General features: G+C 46.1%; 14 protein-coding genes and 1 tRNA gene. 13 read left to right on the top strand and 2 right to left on the bottom strand.

Going from position 1 to position 15,343, the window contains the following annotated elements:
* Nucleotides 1-80: 80 nt before the first annotated feature.
* The gene (locus Q502_RS00690; protein WP_099829033.1) at nt 81-1,922 is read right to left on the bottom strand and encodes an ABC transporter substrate-binding protein; all 1,842 of its coding nucleotides are present in this window, start codon (nt 1,920-1,922) and stop codon (nt 81-83) included.
* 173 nt (nt 1,923-2,095) lie between these two features.
* Between Q502_RS00690 and Q502_RS00685 the strand changes: the two genes are divergently transcribed.
* Nucleotides 2,096-2,170: transfer RNA gene (locus tag Q502_RS00685), tRNA-Val, on the top strand.
* A 23-nt stretch (nt 2,171-2,193) separates the two neighbouring features.
* Here Q502_RS00685 and Q502_RS00680 read toward each other — a convergent pair.
* Entirely contained in the window at nt 2,194-3,042 is an 849-nt protein-coding gene (locus tag Q502_RS00680; protein ID WP_099829032.1) for a purine-nucleoside phosphorylase, read from the bottom strand.
* Between the two features lie 120 nt (nt 3,043-3,162).
* Between Q502_RS00680 and Q502_RS00675 the strand changes: the two genes are divergently transcribed.
* The 12 genes from Q502_RS00675 to Q502_RS00620 all read left to right on the top strand — a co-directional run bounded on the left by Q502_RS00675 (nt 3,163) and on the right by Q502_RS00620 (nt 15,141).
* A complete protein-coding gene (locus Q502_RS00675) occupies nt 3,163-4,905 on the top strand; it encodes a proline--tRNA ligase (protein ID WP_099829031.1) in 1,743 nt (580 codons plus the stop codon).
* Nucleotides 4,905-5,816 carry a signal recognition particle-docking protein FtsY gene (gene ftsY, locus Q502_RS00670; RefSeq protein WP_099829030.1) on the top strand — a complete coding sequence of 304 codons (912 nt, stop codon included), beginning with the start codon at nt 4,905-4,907 and terminating at the stop codon, nt 5,814-5,816. Before Q502_RS00675 ends, ftsY begins: the two co-directional genes overlap by 1 nt.
* 2 nt (nt 5,817-5,818) lie before the next feature.
* The gene (locus Q502_RS00665; protein ID WP_099829029.1) at nt 5,819-6,283 is read left to right on the top strand and encodes an Rrf2 family transcriptional regulator; all 465 of its coding nucleotides are present in this window, start codon (nt 5,819-5,821) and stop codon (nt 6,281-6,283) included.
* Nucleotides 6,284-6,345: 62 nt separating this feature from the next.
* Complete coding sequence (gene coaD / locus Q502_RS00660; protein ID WP_099829134.1) at nt 6,346-6,822, top strand: pantetheine-phosphate adenylyltransferase; 477 nt, start codon at nt 6,346-6,348, stop codon at nt 6,820-6,822.
* Between the two features lie 78 nt (nt 6,823-6,900).
* Nucleotides 6,901-7,506 (top strand): translation elongation factor Ts, encoded by a 606-nt coding sequence (gene tsf, locus Q502_RS00655; RefSeq protein ID WP_099829028.1) that lies wholly within the window; start codon nt 6,901-6,903, stop codon nt 7,504-7,506.
* A gap of 46 nt (nt 7,507-7,552) precedes the next feature.
* The gene (locus Q502_RS00650; protein WP_099829027.1) at nt 7,553-8,254 is read left to right on the top strand and encodes a uridine monophosphate kinase; all 702 of its coding nucleotides are present in this window, start codon (nt 7,553-7,555) and stop codon (nt 8,252-8,254) included.
* A gap of 13 nt (nt 8,255-8,267) precedes the next feature.
* Nucleotides 8,268-9,551: a phosphopyruvate hydratase gene (gene eno / locus Q502_RS00645; RefSeq protein ID WP_099829026.1), complete on the top strand. Its 1,284-nt coding sequence runs from the start codon at nt 8,268-8,270 to the stop codon at nt 9,549-9,551.
* A 59-nt stretch (nt 9,552-9,610) separates the two neighbouring features.
* Complete coding sequence (gene sdaAB, locus Q502_RS00640) at nt 9,611-10,279, top strand: L-serine ammonia-lyase, iron-sulfur-dependent subunit beta (RefSeq protein ID WP_099829025.1); 669 nt, start codon at nt 9,611-9,613, stop codon at nt 10,277-10,279.
* Nucleotides 10,276-11,145: an L-serine ammonia-lyase, iron-sulfur-dependent, subunit beta gene (locus Q502_RS00635; RefSeq protein WP_099829024.1), complete on the top strand. Its 870-nt coding sequence runs from the start codon at nt 10,276-10,278 to the stop codon at nt 11,143-11,145. The genes sdaAB and Q502_RS00635 overlap by 4 nt, the downstream gene beginning before the upstream one ends.
* Nucleotides 11,146-11,314: 169 nt before the next feature.
* Nucleotides 11,315-11,575, top strand: coding sequence for a 30S ribosomal protein S15 (rpsO, locus tag Q502_RS00630; protein ID WP_099829023.1), 261 nt, complete (start codon nt 11,315-11,317; stop codon nt 11,573-11,575).
* A gap of 103 nt (nt 11,576-11,678) precedes the next feature.
* Nucleotides 11,679-13,862: a polyribonucleotide nucleotidyltransferase gene (locus Q502_RS00625; protein ID WP_099829022.1), complete on the top strand. Its 2,184-nt coding sequence runs from the start codon at nt 11,679-11,681 to the stop codon at nt 13,860-13,862.
* A gap of 7 nt (nt 13,863-13,869) precedes the next feature.
* Nucleotides 13,870-15,141 carry a pitrilysin family protein gene (locus tag Q502_RS00620; RefSeq protein ID WP_099829021.1) on the top strand — a complete coding sequence of 424 codons (1,272 nt, stop codon included), beginning with the start codon at nt 13,870-13,872 and terminating at the stop codon, nt 15,139-15,141.
* The last annotated feature ends 202 nt before the right edge of the window (nt 15,142-15,343 follow it).

Below are 15,343 nucleotides of genomic sequence, written 5' to 3'. Positions count from 1 at the left end.
ATTTCCAATTATAGTCCAAATTTCTTCTCAAAAAAAGAGCCGGGCGGCAAACTCCCGGCTCTCAAAAGCTAACTGTTCATTTAGTTGCTCTTGGAAAGATGATAGTAGTAGTAATTGGATCTGACGGGCATCGGATACCAACCCTCAACCCATGGTGCTCTTACGTTGATACCTGTAGGCTGATAAATAGGCAATCCAACAACTGCGTCAATGACTCTTCTCTGGATTTCTTTGTAGAGTTCCTCTCGTTCTTTAAGGTCAGTTGACTTGATTGCAGCACTGATCAACTCATCAACATTTTCTCTTGCCCATTCCTGATAAAGCTCTCCCTGAGGTTTGCCATAAACGCCATTGCTTGCGTAGTAGGTAGCAATGAAGTTATGGGGATCGGGATAATCCGCCTGCCAACCTATTACAAATGCAGGAAGCAATCCGTTCTGATAAGTGCTGAGGTACGTCGGCCACTGAACGCCTAGTGTCGTTATTTTGAACTTCGGATTCAGCGAGTTTACGAAGTAGGCAAGCATTTCACAAGCAGTCTGCCTGGCTTCATTACCAGTGTTGTACATCAGCTGCATCGTGAAGCCTTTTTCCCAGACTTCTCCGCCCCAGGCAAGCTTGAATTCTGCAGCTGCCTTCGCTAGATTGAATTCGGTAAGGGGTAGGGTCTCATCGAAACCGAGGAATCCTTCGGGGAGGTCTGTGGGAACAAGTCTTCCCTGACCCATTGCTACTTCTTCGATAAATGTAACCGCATCGAAGGCATGTGTGAAGGCCCTTCTCACATGAATATCGGAGAAGAAATCTCTCGGAATGCCTTTCCCATCAAGCTTCCCACTGCCAACATATTCGCTGCCTTCAACCACAAGCCAGTTGAAGTGGAGCGAAGTAATGGTTGCCTGAGGATAACCTAGAGTGACTATCGCTTTACCCTGAGCCTCAAGTGCTCTGGCTTGATCAAGATACTGTGCAGGAAAATACACAATGTCTGCGTCACCGGCTTCAAAGATTGCCTTCCTTGTGGAGAATTCATCAACACCCCAAATAACGACTGTCTTCAGCTTTGCGGGGCCTGCCCAGTAATCGTCAAATCTTTCAAGTATTACCTTCTGCTGTGCCCTGTCCCATTCAACAAGCTTGAATGGGCCTGATCCCGCATCGAAGTTATGCAACACACATTCCTCAACCTCAAGATCATGCCATTTCCACCAGCCATCTGCATTTCCGTCCCAGCCACCGAGTTCCTTGACTGTTTTCGAATCCACAATAGCGGACCAAGAGCCGAAGTGCGAGATGATATTCATGAATGGAGCAAATGCGCTTTCAAGAGTGAAGACCACAGTATTGTCTACAACCTCCACTAGAGGATCTACGACTTCCTCATAGAAAGAGATCAGTTTTGCCTTAGCTTCTTCGGACGTCGGGTTCCTGTCAACATCCACAGCCTCCGAATAGGGCATCCCAGCGTAATCTTCGAACAAGTCTTCAATACTTGCGAAATTGGCACCGGTAAAAGCTTCGATAATCATCCAGTGAGGCCCACCCGATGGATCTCCAAGGATGTATCTTTCGAAGGAGTACTCAACATCTTCCGGAGTAAGTGTGTTTCCGGTATGGAACTTGACACCTTCCCTTATCGGAAAAGTATAGACTCTTCCATCCGCAGAGAGAAGTCCATTTTCCACCGATGGTACTTCTGTGGAGATCATAGGGAGGAACTCGCTCATGGACTGTCCATCGTACTGAATCAAGTTGTCATAGAGGTTCTGAATTGCCTCACCACTTGCAGTGTCATAAGACTGCAGGGGATCTAGTGTCTCTGGCTCGCTGATGGTTAGGGTAACAAATGTTTCTGGGTCGCTTGCAAACGCAGTAAACGCTAAGAAAAGCATAGTAAGTGTTACCAGCAAAATCTTTTTCACTAATGTTGCCCCCTTTCGAAATAGAGATGAGTGTGATAGTACAATTATAATCTATGGAGCCTATAAATTCAAAATGCCGTTAACTTGCACGTATTATTTCGTAATCCAAATCAACTTCGCGACTTAATTGTATTGACAACGCTCTTAAGACGATGGTAGAATCAATCTTGTTCGGGTGCGTAGCTCAGTGGAAGAGCGCTTCCTTGACGAGGAAGAGGCCGTAGGTTCAATCCCTACCGCACCCACCAGAGGGGAGAGAGATTGTCTCTCCCTATATTTTTTCCAAAGTCTTCAATATCAGCTTACTCAGGTCGCTTCCAGCCCTCTTAGCCATTTCAAGGACCTCCTCGGCTGTAAGAGGCTTCAAATCGTCCGGAACGGCTCTGTCCGATATCGCAGAAAGGCCGAGCACCCTGATACCTGCGTGACGCGCAACTATAACTTCCGGTACGGTCGACATGCCGACAGAATCCGCACCGAATCGTCTCAGCATTCTGAGTTCCGCAGGAGTCTCAAAATTCGGACCTGCCACACCTACATAAACTCCTTCATAGACGCCTATACCAAGCTCTTTGGCAGAAATAAGCGCCTTGTCCAACAGATCTTTGTCTATCGCATCGCTCATGTCCGGGAAGCGTGGACCCCATTCATCGACATTTTGACCTATAAGAGGATTGTCGCCCATGAAGTTGATGATGTCTTTTATCAGCATGACTCTCCCCACCTCGAAATCAGGGTTCAAACCGCCCGAAGCATTGGTGATCAGAAGTACTTCTACACCCAGTTCTTGCATTATCCTTATTGGAAAAGTCACAGTTTTCATGGAGTAACCTTCGTAAAAATGAAAACGTCCATTCATGAGCATCACATTGTGGTGGAGGGCATTCCCGAAAGTTAGCTCGCCCTTATGACCGGGAGCAGTTGACAACGGGAAGCCGGGAATCTCATCGTAAGGAATTGATACTGCGTTCTCAAGGCTATTAGAAACATCTCCAAGTCCACTGCCAAGAATCACTGCAACTTTTGGCTTCAGCTCAACTTCCTTTTCAATGAAACGAGCAGCTCTCTTTACGTTTTCAACATATTCCCTGAGCTCTTCTTGAAGTACAGAAATACTCATGCTCGTCCTCCTTATAAGTCATATACTTTATTATATCAAAACGTCAAACAGCTTGCAGGAACTATGCTATAATCTCACTGAATTAGTCCTGATTAGCTGAATTTCGAGAGGAGAGATCTGATGAGGTTTTCACGGCTTTATGCTCCAACATTAAGAGATGCTCCGGCCGATGCCGACCTAGTAAGTATTAAACTTCTTGTCAGAGGTGGATTTGTCAGAAAAGTTGCTGCCGGTATCTATTCATTCCTTCCGCTTGGTCTCCGGGTTCTTAAGAAGATTGAAGAGATCGTTCGTCAAGAGATGAACGCAATCGGTTCTCAAGAGATTCTGATGCCAATCATACAGCCGGCAGAATTATGGCACGAGACGGGCAGATGGGACGACTATGGCCCCGAAATGATGAGAATGCAGGACAGGCACGAGAGGTTCTTCACGCTAGGGCCAACTCACGAAGAAATCATCACTCATTTGCTTAGAAATGAACTCAAGTCGTACAAGCAGCTCCCTGTTTCACTCTATCAAATCGCGATGAAGTATAGAGATGAAATTCGCCCTAGATTCGGCCTCATGAGATCAAGAGAGTTCCTGATGAAGGATGCCTACAGTTTTCACGATTCATGGACTTCTCTTGACGAAACATATAGACAGTTTTATGGAGCGTATAGCAGGATCTTGGAGAGAATAGGACTCGAATTTCTGGTTGTTGAAGCCGATTCAGGCGCAATTGGAGGTAACGAGTCTCACGAGTTCAACGTTCTCGCGGACTACGGAGAATCGACACTGCTATATTGCGACTGCGGTTATGCGGCCTCCGACGAAAAGGCCGAATACCTTTTCAAAGAGGAATCTCAGGAGAGACCGATCTCAGAGCTGCAGCTGGTACCAACTCCAAACTCGAGAACCGTCGATGAAGTGGCGGAGTGTCTTAGTGTAACTCCAAAGGAAATCGTCAAATCCCTTATATATAAAGGTAGAAAGGGCTATTATATGGCTTTGATTCGCGGAAACGAAGAGTTCAACGAGTCGAAACTTAGGGCTACTCTTGAGGATCAAACGCTAGTAATGGCAACGCCACAGGAAGTGATGGACCTGCTGGGTGTACCGATAGGATTTGTAGGCCCAATAGGGCTCAACAAGAACATTACAATAATCGCGGACAAAACGATTAAAGGACTGAAGAATGCCGTTTGTGGGGCTCTGAAGGAAGGGTACCATTACCATGGAGTTCTTCCCGGCCGTGATTTCGAGATAGACTCCTGGCATGATTTGAAAATGGTGACAGAGGGAGATCCGTGTCCTAAGTGCGGAATCCCTATGAAGTCCGTGAAAGGCATAGAGGTGGGACACATCTTCAAGCTTGGAACCAAGTATTCGGAGAAAATGAACGGATATGTTACCGATGATCAGGGTAATAGTATTAATTATATTATGGGCTGTTATGGGTGGGGAGTCTCGCGAACAATAAGTGCTGTAGTTGAACAGTTGCACGATGAAAACGGAATAATCTGGCCTCTGTCTGTCACTCCATTTGAAATCATAATAACTGCCGTAAATGCTAAGGATCCTGATGTCTTGAAGAAATCTGAGGAAATATATGGGCTTCTAATTAAGGAGGGCTACGATGTTCTCCTTGACGACAGAGATATCTCTCCCGGAATGAAGTTCAAGGATGCCGATCTTATTGGGATTCCCATCAGAGTGACTCTGGGAAAGAAACTTCAACAGGGCATTGTTGAGGTCAAAGCCAGAACTGAAAAGAAACCGCTAGAAGTCAGTATCCAAGAAGGATTCAACCTTCTTCTCGAGGAAATAAGGAAAGAGTTGTCAGTGTATAAACCAGTTAGCATATTGGAGAACGAATGATGGGTATCTTTTCTGAATTAAAGGATAGCCTAAAGAAAACAAGAGAAAGTTTCTTCAAGAGAGTGAAGAAGCTCCTCTCTCTCGAAACGCTTGATGCAGATGCTATTGAAGAAATAGAGGAGCTTCTTATACTATCAGATATGGGTTCTGAAACTGTCGAAGAGGTAATTGAAGCTCTGAGAGAGAGAACCGAGAAAGGTAGAGAGCCCGTAGAGGTACTGAAGGAAGTGCTGATAGAAATTCTTGACATACCATTTGAAGTTCCACAGGCAAAACCGCACGTGGTCTCTGTGGTAGGTGTAAACGGCACAGGAAAGACCACGACAATAGGAAAGCTTTCGAAGCTTTACTCCGGAAAAGGAAACAAAGTTGTACTCGCAGCTTGTGATACGTTCAGAGCTGCTGCGGTTGAACAGCTGAGAATCTGGAGTGAGAGGGCGAATGTTGATTTCATCAGCCAGGGTCAAGGAGCAGACTCAGCTGCGGTTGCTTTCGACGCGATAAATCATGCGGTGAGCAAAGGGAAAGATATCGTCATAATCGACACTGCGGGGAGATTGCATACTCGAAGCAATCTAATGGAAGAACTGAAGAAAGTGCATAGAGTGATCGGAAAGGCATCACCCGGAGCTCCGAGTGAAGTTTTGCTTGTTCTGGATGCCACAACTGGACAAAATGGCCTGGTGCAAGCAAAGAAGTTCAAAGAGGCAGTCGACGTTACCGGAATTGTGCTAACTAAACTCGATGGCACTGCAAAGGGAGGAATAATCTTTGCAATCGTCAAGGAACTCGGAATACCGGTGAGGTACATAGGCGTCGGAGAGAAGGAAGACGACTTGAAGCCTTTCGACAGCAGGGAATTCGTGAACGCCCTTCTATCTTCCGGAGAAGAGGGTTCAGAGGAGGTATAAGCATGGGTTTTACGCTGAAGAGCAGTTATGCACTGAGAGCGCTTTATAAGATGGCGAAGTCGGCCCGCGAAGGAAAGGAAAAGCTCTCGCTTGTGGAGATCGTTCAGGGTAATGAGATCCCAAGAGACTTCTTGGAGAAGATCTTCGGAGAGTTGAGACAGGCTGGAATAATAAAGGCAGTGAGAGGCAGATACGGAGGATACTGTTTGGCAAGACCGGCCAATGAGATTCTTCTGAGAGACGTGATACTCAAACTCGACCGACCAATGAACTCGTATGCCTGTCTTCAGCAGAACGGCAAGTGTCTTGAAGATCCCGACTGCACCGTAAAGTATGTATGGTTTAAATTATATAACGCAATGATGAGGGAATTGGGTTCCATGACGCTTGAAAATCTTCTTATTTACGGCGACAAGATTAGCGAGACTCCCCCGGGATCCTATAAAATATTTGAGAACCCTGAGTAGCAGACTATGAAAGGAGGGGCGCCTGTCTCCAAATGATCGGAGTGACTTGGCGCTATTTGAAGATGAAAGCCGTCTATCCAGGTTCTTTCGATCCAATAACATATGGACACATAGATTTAGTCGAAAGGTGTAGCGAAATCTTCGACGAAGTTGTTGTACTGGTTATGGAAAACGTTAACAAGAGACACTTCTTCAATCATGAAGAAAGAATTGGCATGGTTAGAAGGGGAGTGTCTCATCTAAGAAATGTTACAATAACAACTCACAGCGGTCTACTCGTTGATTTTGCCAGAGAAAATGATGTTAAGGTAGTCATTCGTGGTCTTAGGGCTGTGTCTGACTTTGAGTTAGAACTTCAGATGGCCCACGCGAACAAAGCAATGCTTCCTGAACTTGAAACCCTCTTTCTCATGACTGAGACCACAAACTCCTTCATATCTTCGTCCATGGTGAGGGAGATTGCGGCGTTCGGGGGAGATATTTCAAAATGGGTTCCGCCCTGCGTACGAGAAGAGTTCAGAAAGAAACTCGGAAGATGACTTAACATCGCGGAAATTAATGTCGGCTCAACTGAGTTATAATTTTCCTTGGAGTTTTAGTGGAGGAGGACTTAAAAGATGGCAAATATTACCAGTGATATGGTAAAAAAGCTCCGTGATGCCACTCAAGCAGGCATGATGGATTGCAAGAGAGCATTAGTCGAAACAGATGGTGATTTCGACCAGGCAAAGGACTATCTGAGAAAGAAGGGTATACTCAAGGCAGATAAGGTTTCGGGAAGAGAGACGGCCGAGGGACTCGTTTACTCTTATATTCATCACAATGGCAAGCTCGGCGTGCTACTTGAGCTAAACTGCGTAACGGACTTTGTGGCAAGAATGGAAGAATTCAAAGAACTCGCGCATAAGATCTCTCTTCAGCTTGCAGCAATGGGAGCCAGATTCATCTCCCGAGAACACGTGCCTCAAGAAGTAATTGATAAAGAAAAGGAAATATATGCAGAGCAGATGAAAGAAAGCGGAAAGCCCGCCAATATTGTTGAAAGAATTGTTGAGAGCAAGCTCGAGAGTTTCTACAAAGACAACTGTCTTCTCGAACAGGAGTACGTATTTGAAAGCGGGAAAACGATAAATGATCTTCTTATTGAGCTTATTGCGAAGACCGGAGAGAACATCAAGCTCAGCAGATTCGTCCGCTGGCAAGTCGGAGAGTCAGAAAATTGAGTTAGGAAGGTGAGCCCGGTGCTCACCTTTTTTATTGGAGGTGCTTATGTATAGGAGAGTACTCTTGAAACTCAGCGGCGAGGTCTTGAGCGGAGAAGGTGGTAGAGGCTTTGCTTCAGAGATGGCAAAGTACTTGATTGAAGAGCTAAAACCCGTTATAGAAAAGGGTGTTCAGCTAGCGATAGTAATCGGCGCGGGTAACATTGTCCGTGGCCGGGACCTGTCGGAGATGAGGAGTTCCAGAGCCGATGAGCTAGGTATTCTTGGCACGATAATGAATTCTCTTTATTTGAAAGAATTACTATGTATGAATGGACTTGAAGCAATTGCGGTATCCTCAGCAGCTGGACTTCCGTCTCTCGTTGAACACAGATACGATATTATCGAAGGTGCTCTGAATAATGGAAAGGTTGTCGTTTTTGGCGGAGGAACATATCTGCCTTTCTTCACAACCGATACGGCGGCGGCCATCAGGGCAGTGGAGATTGCTGCGGATGTTCTTATAAAGGGCACGAAGGTTGACGGGGTTTACAGCAAAGACCCGAAATTGAACGGAGATGCTAAGAAGATCGATAGAACAACTTTTTCCGAAGCAATACGCGATCGGCTCAACGTGATGGATATGGAGGCCTTTTCTATTTGCCAGAGGTATGGCCTGCCGGTAAGAGTTATCGATTTCTTTATCAAGGGAAATCTGTTCGATGCTATAATAGGCGGGAAAACAGGTACGGTGGTTTTACCTGACTAGTGGAGGTGGAAGAATGTACGCTCAAATTGTAGATCTAATAGCGAGAGAGGTTCTGGACTCACGGGGAACACCTACGGTTGAAGCCGAAGTTTGGTTGGATGACGGCGGTCATGGAAGAGCAATCGTCCCTTCGGGAGCGTCGACAGGCAAGTTTGAGGCCCTAGAGCTCAGAGATGGGGATAAGAAAAGATTCCTCGGGAAGGGAACCCTCAAGGCAGTTGAGAATATTAACGAAGTGATAGCTCCAGAGATTGTCGGTATGAACGCACTTGACCAAATCACCGTGGATACTGCTCTTCTTGAGCTTGACGGGACAGAAAACAAGGACAAGCTGGGGGCCAATGCGATACTTGCAGTGTCAATGGCCGTTGCCAGAGCCGCTGCCGACAGCATAGATACTCCTCTTTATAAGTATCTTGGCGGCGTCAATGCCAAAGCACTTCCTATTCCTTTCATGAATATTGTGAATGGCGGCAAACACGCCGACAACAACCTTGATATTCAGGAGTTCATGATAGTTCCTGCAGGATTCAGTCATTTCAAGGATGCCCTCAGAGCTGGCGTCGAGGTCTTCCACAATCTCAAGAAGATACTCAAGGATAACGGTCACGTGACGGCTGTGGGCGATGAAGGTGGCTTTGCGCCTAGTTTTGAGAACAACGAAGCTGCGCTGAAATACATAATCAACGCAATTGACGCGGCCGGCTACAAAGCGGGCGAAGAGATAATGATAGCTCTCGACTGCGCAGCAAATGAATTTTACAGTGAAGAAAGAGGTCTATACAGTGTCGATGGAAATGAACTGACACCTGATCAGCTCATTGAATACTATTCAAATCTTACGAAGAGATATCCAATAATCTCGATTGAAGATCCCTTTGCCGAAGAGGACTGGGAAAACTTCGCAAAGTTCACGAGAGAAATTGGAGACACTATTCAGATTGTTGGAGACGACCTTTTCGTGACAAACATCAAGCGACTGGAGCGAGGAGTGAAAGAAAAATCCTCCAATTCGATCCTCATTAAGTTGAATCAGATCGGATCCGTTACTGAGACTCTAAACACAATAGAGTATGCGCAAAAGCACGGGATGACTTGCGTGATCTCTCATCGCTCAGGCGAGACCGAAGACACTTTCATCTCTCATCTCGCCGTCGCAGCTAATACAGGTATGATAAAGACCGGCTCTGCTTCAAGAACGGATAGGATAGCAAAGTACAACGAACTTCTGAGGATCGAAGAAGAACTTGGTGAGCAGGCCGAGTATAGAGGAAAGAGCTCCTTTTATAATCTTTGACCAATATATATGGTGACGCGGAACCGTAACGGTTCCGCGTTTTCATTGGAGGCAGAAAGATGTTGCTAGACATAATTGGGCCGGCAATTGTCGGTCCGTCGAGTTCTCATACGGCAGGTATGGCTAGGCTAGGCAGAGCCTTCAGATCCCTCTTTGCTAGAACACCTACGGAGGTTGGGTTTGTCCTCAATTCTCCCCTGTATGCAACCTTCAGGGGACACGGAACCGATAGAGCCCTCATAGGCGGCATAATGGGAATAAAGGAGTCCGACCCGCAGCTAAGAGATTCCTTCCGGATTGCCAAAGAAAAGGGAATTTACTTCACATTTGAGGAAGAAGATATGGGCGATCTTCATCCAAACACAGTTAGGATAAACGGAAGTACTGGAGAGCTATTTCTTAGCATGACCGGCGCTTCGATTGGCGGTGGTTCGATAAGGATCACTTCGATAAATGATTTTGATACTGACGTCTCTGGTAAGTACCCTTCCTTCGTAATCTTGAACTCTGACGTCCCTGGGGCACTGTCCCAGATAGTAGGTGAGATCTCTTCAAGCGATATGAACATCAGCAATCTCTTCCTCTCAAGGGTTGACCCTTTCAGAAGAGAGGCCCTTTGCGTCGTTGAACTCGATAATGAACCAGACGAAAGCTTGCTAAGTGCAATCAAGAGGCTGCACGTAGTAAAGAAAGTATCCTATCTCGAAAGGCTAGATTCGTCAATATGATAATGAAGTTCGAAGATCTTGTGAAGGCCGCAAAAGATTCGAGGACTCCGCTACATAAAGTGGTTTCCGATTGGTATATGATGAATACGGGGAACGATCCGAAAGCTGCTGAAGAGACTGCGAAAGAGTTAGTAAGAGAAATGCTGGGTTCCTATCATAGCAGACTCGACAGGCCTGAGAAGTCTCTTACCGGCTGGGTTGGAGATAACGATGCGAAGGCAAGGAACCATACCCCTGAGTTTCTAAGCCCGCTAGTCTTTTCGGGAGTCGGAATTGCACTCTCCATGTCGGAGCATAACGCCAGTATGGGAAAAATAGTGGCCTGCCCAACCGCGGGAGCATGCGGAGTCGTTCCGGGAGCGCTGCTCTCACTTCATATGAATCTGGGTATTGATCTTGACACCCTTGGGAATGCTTTGCTCGTTTCCGGAGCAGTTGGAGAAAGGATCAAGAGAAGGGCTTCCATTTCCGGAGCAATGTCCGGTTGTCAGGCAGAAGTGGGAACTGCCACTGCGATGGCTTCTGTAGCGATAATCTATGCAACACACCCCGAGGAATACGATGCACTGGAAAACGCCCCCGCTCTCGCTCTGAAGTCATTGCTAGGACTAGTCTGCGATCCTGTTGGTGGCTTCGTAGAGATTCCCTGCGTTAAAAGAAATGCTTTTGGTGTATCGATAGCTTTCACCGCGGCGGAGCTTGCATTAGCCGGAATAAAGTCTGCCATCCCCTTTGAAGAAGTTGCAGACTCTCTTGGAAGAGTAGGAAGAAGATTGCCTGAAGAGCTTAAAGAGACTGCCAGAGGAGGAATTGCAATTACTCCGACGGCAAAGAAGATGGTAGCGGATTTCCTGGGCGGAGCGTAATGCATCATAATTAAATCTACTCAAGAGAGAGTTAATGCATCAAAATAGAATCTATTCAAAATCGGAGAGTTGACAATAATGCCTGATAGGTTTAGAATTGCCTTGCCCTATTCTCGGTTTGAGGCGCAGCCCATTCCTGGATATGAGGATTATATTAGGAGGCAGATACATGGAAGTCAACAGACAAGAATTGGTAAAGGAATTCCAGATCCACGAAAACGACTCCGGTTCAACCGAAGTACAGATTGCAATATTGACTGCAAGAATCAGGCATCTTACCGAGCATCTTAAGAAGCATCCAAAGGATTTTCATACCAGAAGAGGACTTCTAAAGCTTGTCGGAAGACGAAGAAAGATGTTGAGATACATAAAGACCAAGAAGCCTGAAGTATATCTCGAACTAATAAGCAAACTCGGGCTGAGAGGTTGATAGAGTAGAAATCGCTGGGAGCGGGATACCGCTCCTTTTTTGCGTGGATTTCACACAGCTGATATAATTGGTTATTTGATGAATTGAAAAAAGAGGTGTTATTGTGAGTTACAAGAGATGGGAAAGGGAATTCTTCGGCCAGAAACTCGTTATAGAAAACGGGAAGATGGCTAAGCAGGCGGACGGTGCCGTTGTTCTAAGATATGCCGATTCAGTCTTGCTTACTACAGTAAATGGAAATGAGAAGGCAATGCCCGGAACTGACTTTCTACCGCTAACTGTTGAATATCAGGAGAAGTTCTATGCCGCCGGAAAGATTCCGGGGGGGTTTCTAAAAAGAGAGAGTAGACCTAGTGACAACGCGGTTCTCTCTGCGCGAATAATTGACAGACCTATCCGACCTCTCTTTCCTGATGGAATGAGAAACGAGATCCAGGTTATCATAACCGTTCTCTCGGCCGATCCGGATAATCCTCCCGACATTTGGGGAATAACGGCCTCTTCACTGGCACTGAATATTTCGCCTATTCCCTTCGAAGGAATCGTTGCGGGAGTTCAGGTAGGCTACATTGATGGAAAATACGTAATCTTCCCCTCCGCAGAAGAGCTTGACAGATCAGAACTCGATATAGTAGTTGCGGGAACCGAGAACGCAGTCGCGATGGTTGAAGGAGAGGCAAAAGAAGTCTCCGAAGAAGTTATGGTTGGAGCTTTGGAAGCTGCTCATGAAGCGATTAAGTCTCTTGTGGCCTTTCAGAAGGAAATCATAAGCGAGTTCGAGATAGAAAAATGGGAAGCAGAAATCCCCGTCGCTCCTGAGGGCTTCCTCGAACCATTCAATGCAATGGTGGACAGAGAGAAGCTTGCCGAGATCATGCTAACCTCCGGCAAGAAAAACAAGGATAGAGCTCTGAAGACATACAGAGACGAGCTAATTGATCTCTTCATTGAAAAGGCAAAGGAGACGTGGTCTGAAGAAGAGATCGACGAGAATATTGGTTTTGTCAAAAATCTCTTTCACGACATAGAAAAAGAAGTTATGAGAAAGAGAGTTATAGAAGACGATGTCAGGATGGACGGCAGAAAACACAACGAAATCCGTCCAATCACCATTGAACTCGATCTTCTTCCAAGGGCTCATGGTTCCGCTCTTTTTACTAGAGGCGAAACTCAGAGTCTTGGTATTGTCACTCTCGGAGCCACGATGGATGAACAGATCGTCGATACTATGTTTGAAGAGGGTTCTAAGTCGTTTATGCTTCACTACAATTTTCCTCCCTTCAGCACAGGAGAAGTCAAGAGGCTTCGCAGCCCCGGCCGGAGAGAAATAGGACATGGTCATCTGGCGGAGAGATCCCTCAAGAACATCGTTCCCAAAGGTGAATCTTTCCCCTACACAATTAGGGTTGTCTCTGAAGTTCTTGAATCGAATGGCTCCTCTTCGATGGCCACGGTATGTTCTGGATCACTGGCACTGATGGCTGCAGGAGTTCCAATGGAAAAGCATGTTGCGGGAGTGGCAATGGGTATGATTCAGGAACCGGAGAAAACCGTCGTTCTCACCGATATTCTTGGAAATGAAGATCACATGGGCGACATGGATTTCAAGGTGACAGGCACACGCGACGGAATCACAGCCTTCCAGATGGACGTCAAGGTCTCGGGAGTTTCCAGCGAAATAATGACAAAGGCACTAGACCAGGCGAAACTTGCGAGGTTGAAGATTCTTGACCTTATGAATGAAGCTATCTCAGAACCGAGGAAATTCGTCTCTGACTATGCTCCAATTATCAGAACAATCAACCTACCATACGAGAAGATCGGAGAAATAATCGGACCTGGAGGAAAGGTAATAAAGAAACTCTCTAGCGAGTATGACTCGACTATCTTCATAGATGACGAAAAGTCCCAGGCGAAAATCGTTGGAAGCAATAGAGAGAAGCTTGACCAGCTTGAGAAGGTTATTGACGCGATAATATCTGAAGTCAAACCCGGACAACTCTTTGAAGGAAAGATCACTAGAGCAGAAGCCTACGGATTCTTTGTAGAGCTCGCACCAGGAAAGACCGGTCTTCTTCATATTTCGAAGATGGGCGCTAACGGAAAGGACTTCTTGAAAGAGCACAAAGTTGGTGACACTATTCCGGTTGAGATTGCAGGGACTGATCAAATGGGCAAGATAAGTCTGAAACTCGAAGGTGTAGAGGTTACCGAAGATAAGCGGAGAGACAACAGAAGACCTAGTCCCAGAAACGACAGAAATCGAGGAGATCGAAACAGAAAGTAGGAAGTTGATGAATAATCACTATATTGAACTGCCAAATGGTGCAGTTATTATTGGAGAGCGAAAGGAAGAGACGAGAACCGTCTCAATGGCTTTCGCAATGAAGGTAGGCTCCGCTGATGAAGATGATGCCATCAGCGGAGTTTCCCATTTCATAGAACATGCTCTATTCAAGGGAACTCTCAAAAGAAACGCATTCGAAATCAAGGAACCGATAGAGAGAATAGGTGGTAGTCTCAACGCATACACCGGGAGAGTCTCTACAGTATATTACGCAAAGGTCCCAGATACATATTCTCTAGAAGCTATGGAGATCCTCTTTGATCTGATCACCTCGCCCCGTTTCGATGAACCGTCCCTGGATCTCGAAAGAGGCGTAATTCTCGAGGAGATAGCCTCTGCCGAGGACGACCCATACGACAGAATATACGACATGACTATTGAGAAAGTATGGGATAGGGATTTTGGTAGGCCGATCCTTGGTTATCAAGAAACGATAGAAGGGCTGGAAAGGAGTAAAGTCTCCGACTTCTACGGCCAAAACTATGTGGCTAACAACGCGATCTTTGCAGTCTCAGGCAATTACGGCGATGAGTTGCTGAGAAATGTGGAAGATAAACTTCTCTCAATGAAGAGCAACGGTCATACATCTGCAGCGAAATCTCCGGTGATTGCTGACGAACCTCTCTGGATTGTCGAAAGAAGGAAGGACCTTCAGCAGGTTCACATTTTGCTGACAAGAGATGCCCCAGGCAGGAAAAACAAAGCGGATTTTGATGCGTTCAAGATTTTCAACACCCTCTTTGGTAGTGGTATGAGTTCCATACTCTTTCACAACATTAGAGAAGAACTGGGAATGGTGTACAATATTAGTTCGGAGTTCGTTTCTTACGCTGATTCTGGAGCCATTATGATAAATGCCACCACAAGTCCGAAGAACCTCGATAATCTTGTAAGCTCATTGAAAAAGGAAATGGATAGGCTGATCGTCCATGGAGCAACGGAAGCTCAGTTTAACTACGGAAAAGAAAGGGCGAGGGGCAAACTGCTGATGTCCACGGAAGGAACGCTCCTGACTCTCAGCAGATTCCTGGATGATGTAGTGATTTGCGGGAAGCCCGATTCTCTAGAAGATTTGATTGCACGGATAGACCGTCTCACGATTGATGATGTGAATGCTTCGATCAAGAAGTATATTGCCGGCAAATGGAATGTCTCCCTCCTTCTCCCTGAAAAGAAGCAGCAGTCAACATTCCTTTCAGAAGAGAGCTTTGAGATTTGAGCCAATCCGCATGAATTCACTATAAGAAGGAGTTAGAGGAAACGAACCTGTAACTTGACAGCGGGTAGGGGTACTGGTAATATAGGAATTGCTGACGCGAAGTTAGCGTTAGCGGGAAGAGCGAGCGAAGGAAGAAGGGTCATTGAAAAATGGATAGCAATCCAGCGAGTTTCGAAAAAGATGAGTCATGGATGGAGGGTTT

Source organism: Mesotoga sp. Brook.08.YT.4.2.5.2. (assembly GCF_003351125.1).
Taxonomy (GTDB): domain Bacteria; phylum Thermotogota; class Thermotogae; order Petrotogales; family Kosmotogaceae; genus Mesotoga.
This window is presented reverse-complemented; position numbering and strand designations above follow the sequence as displayed.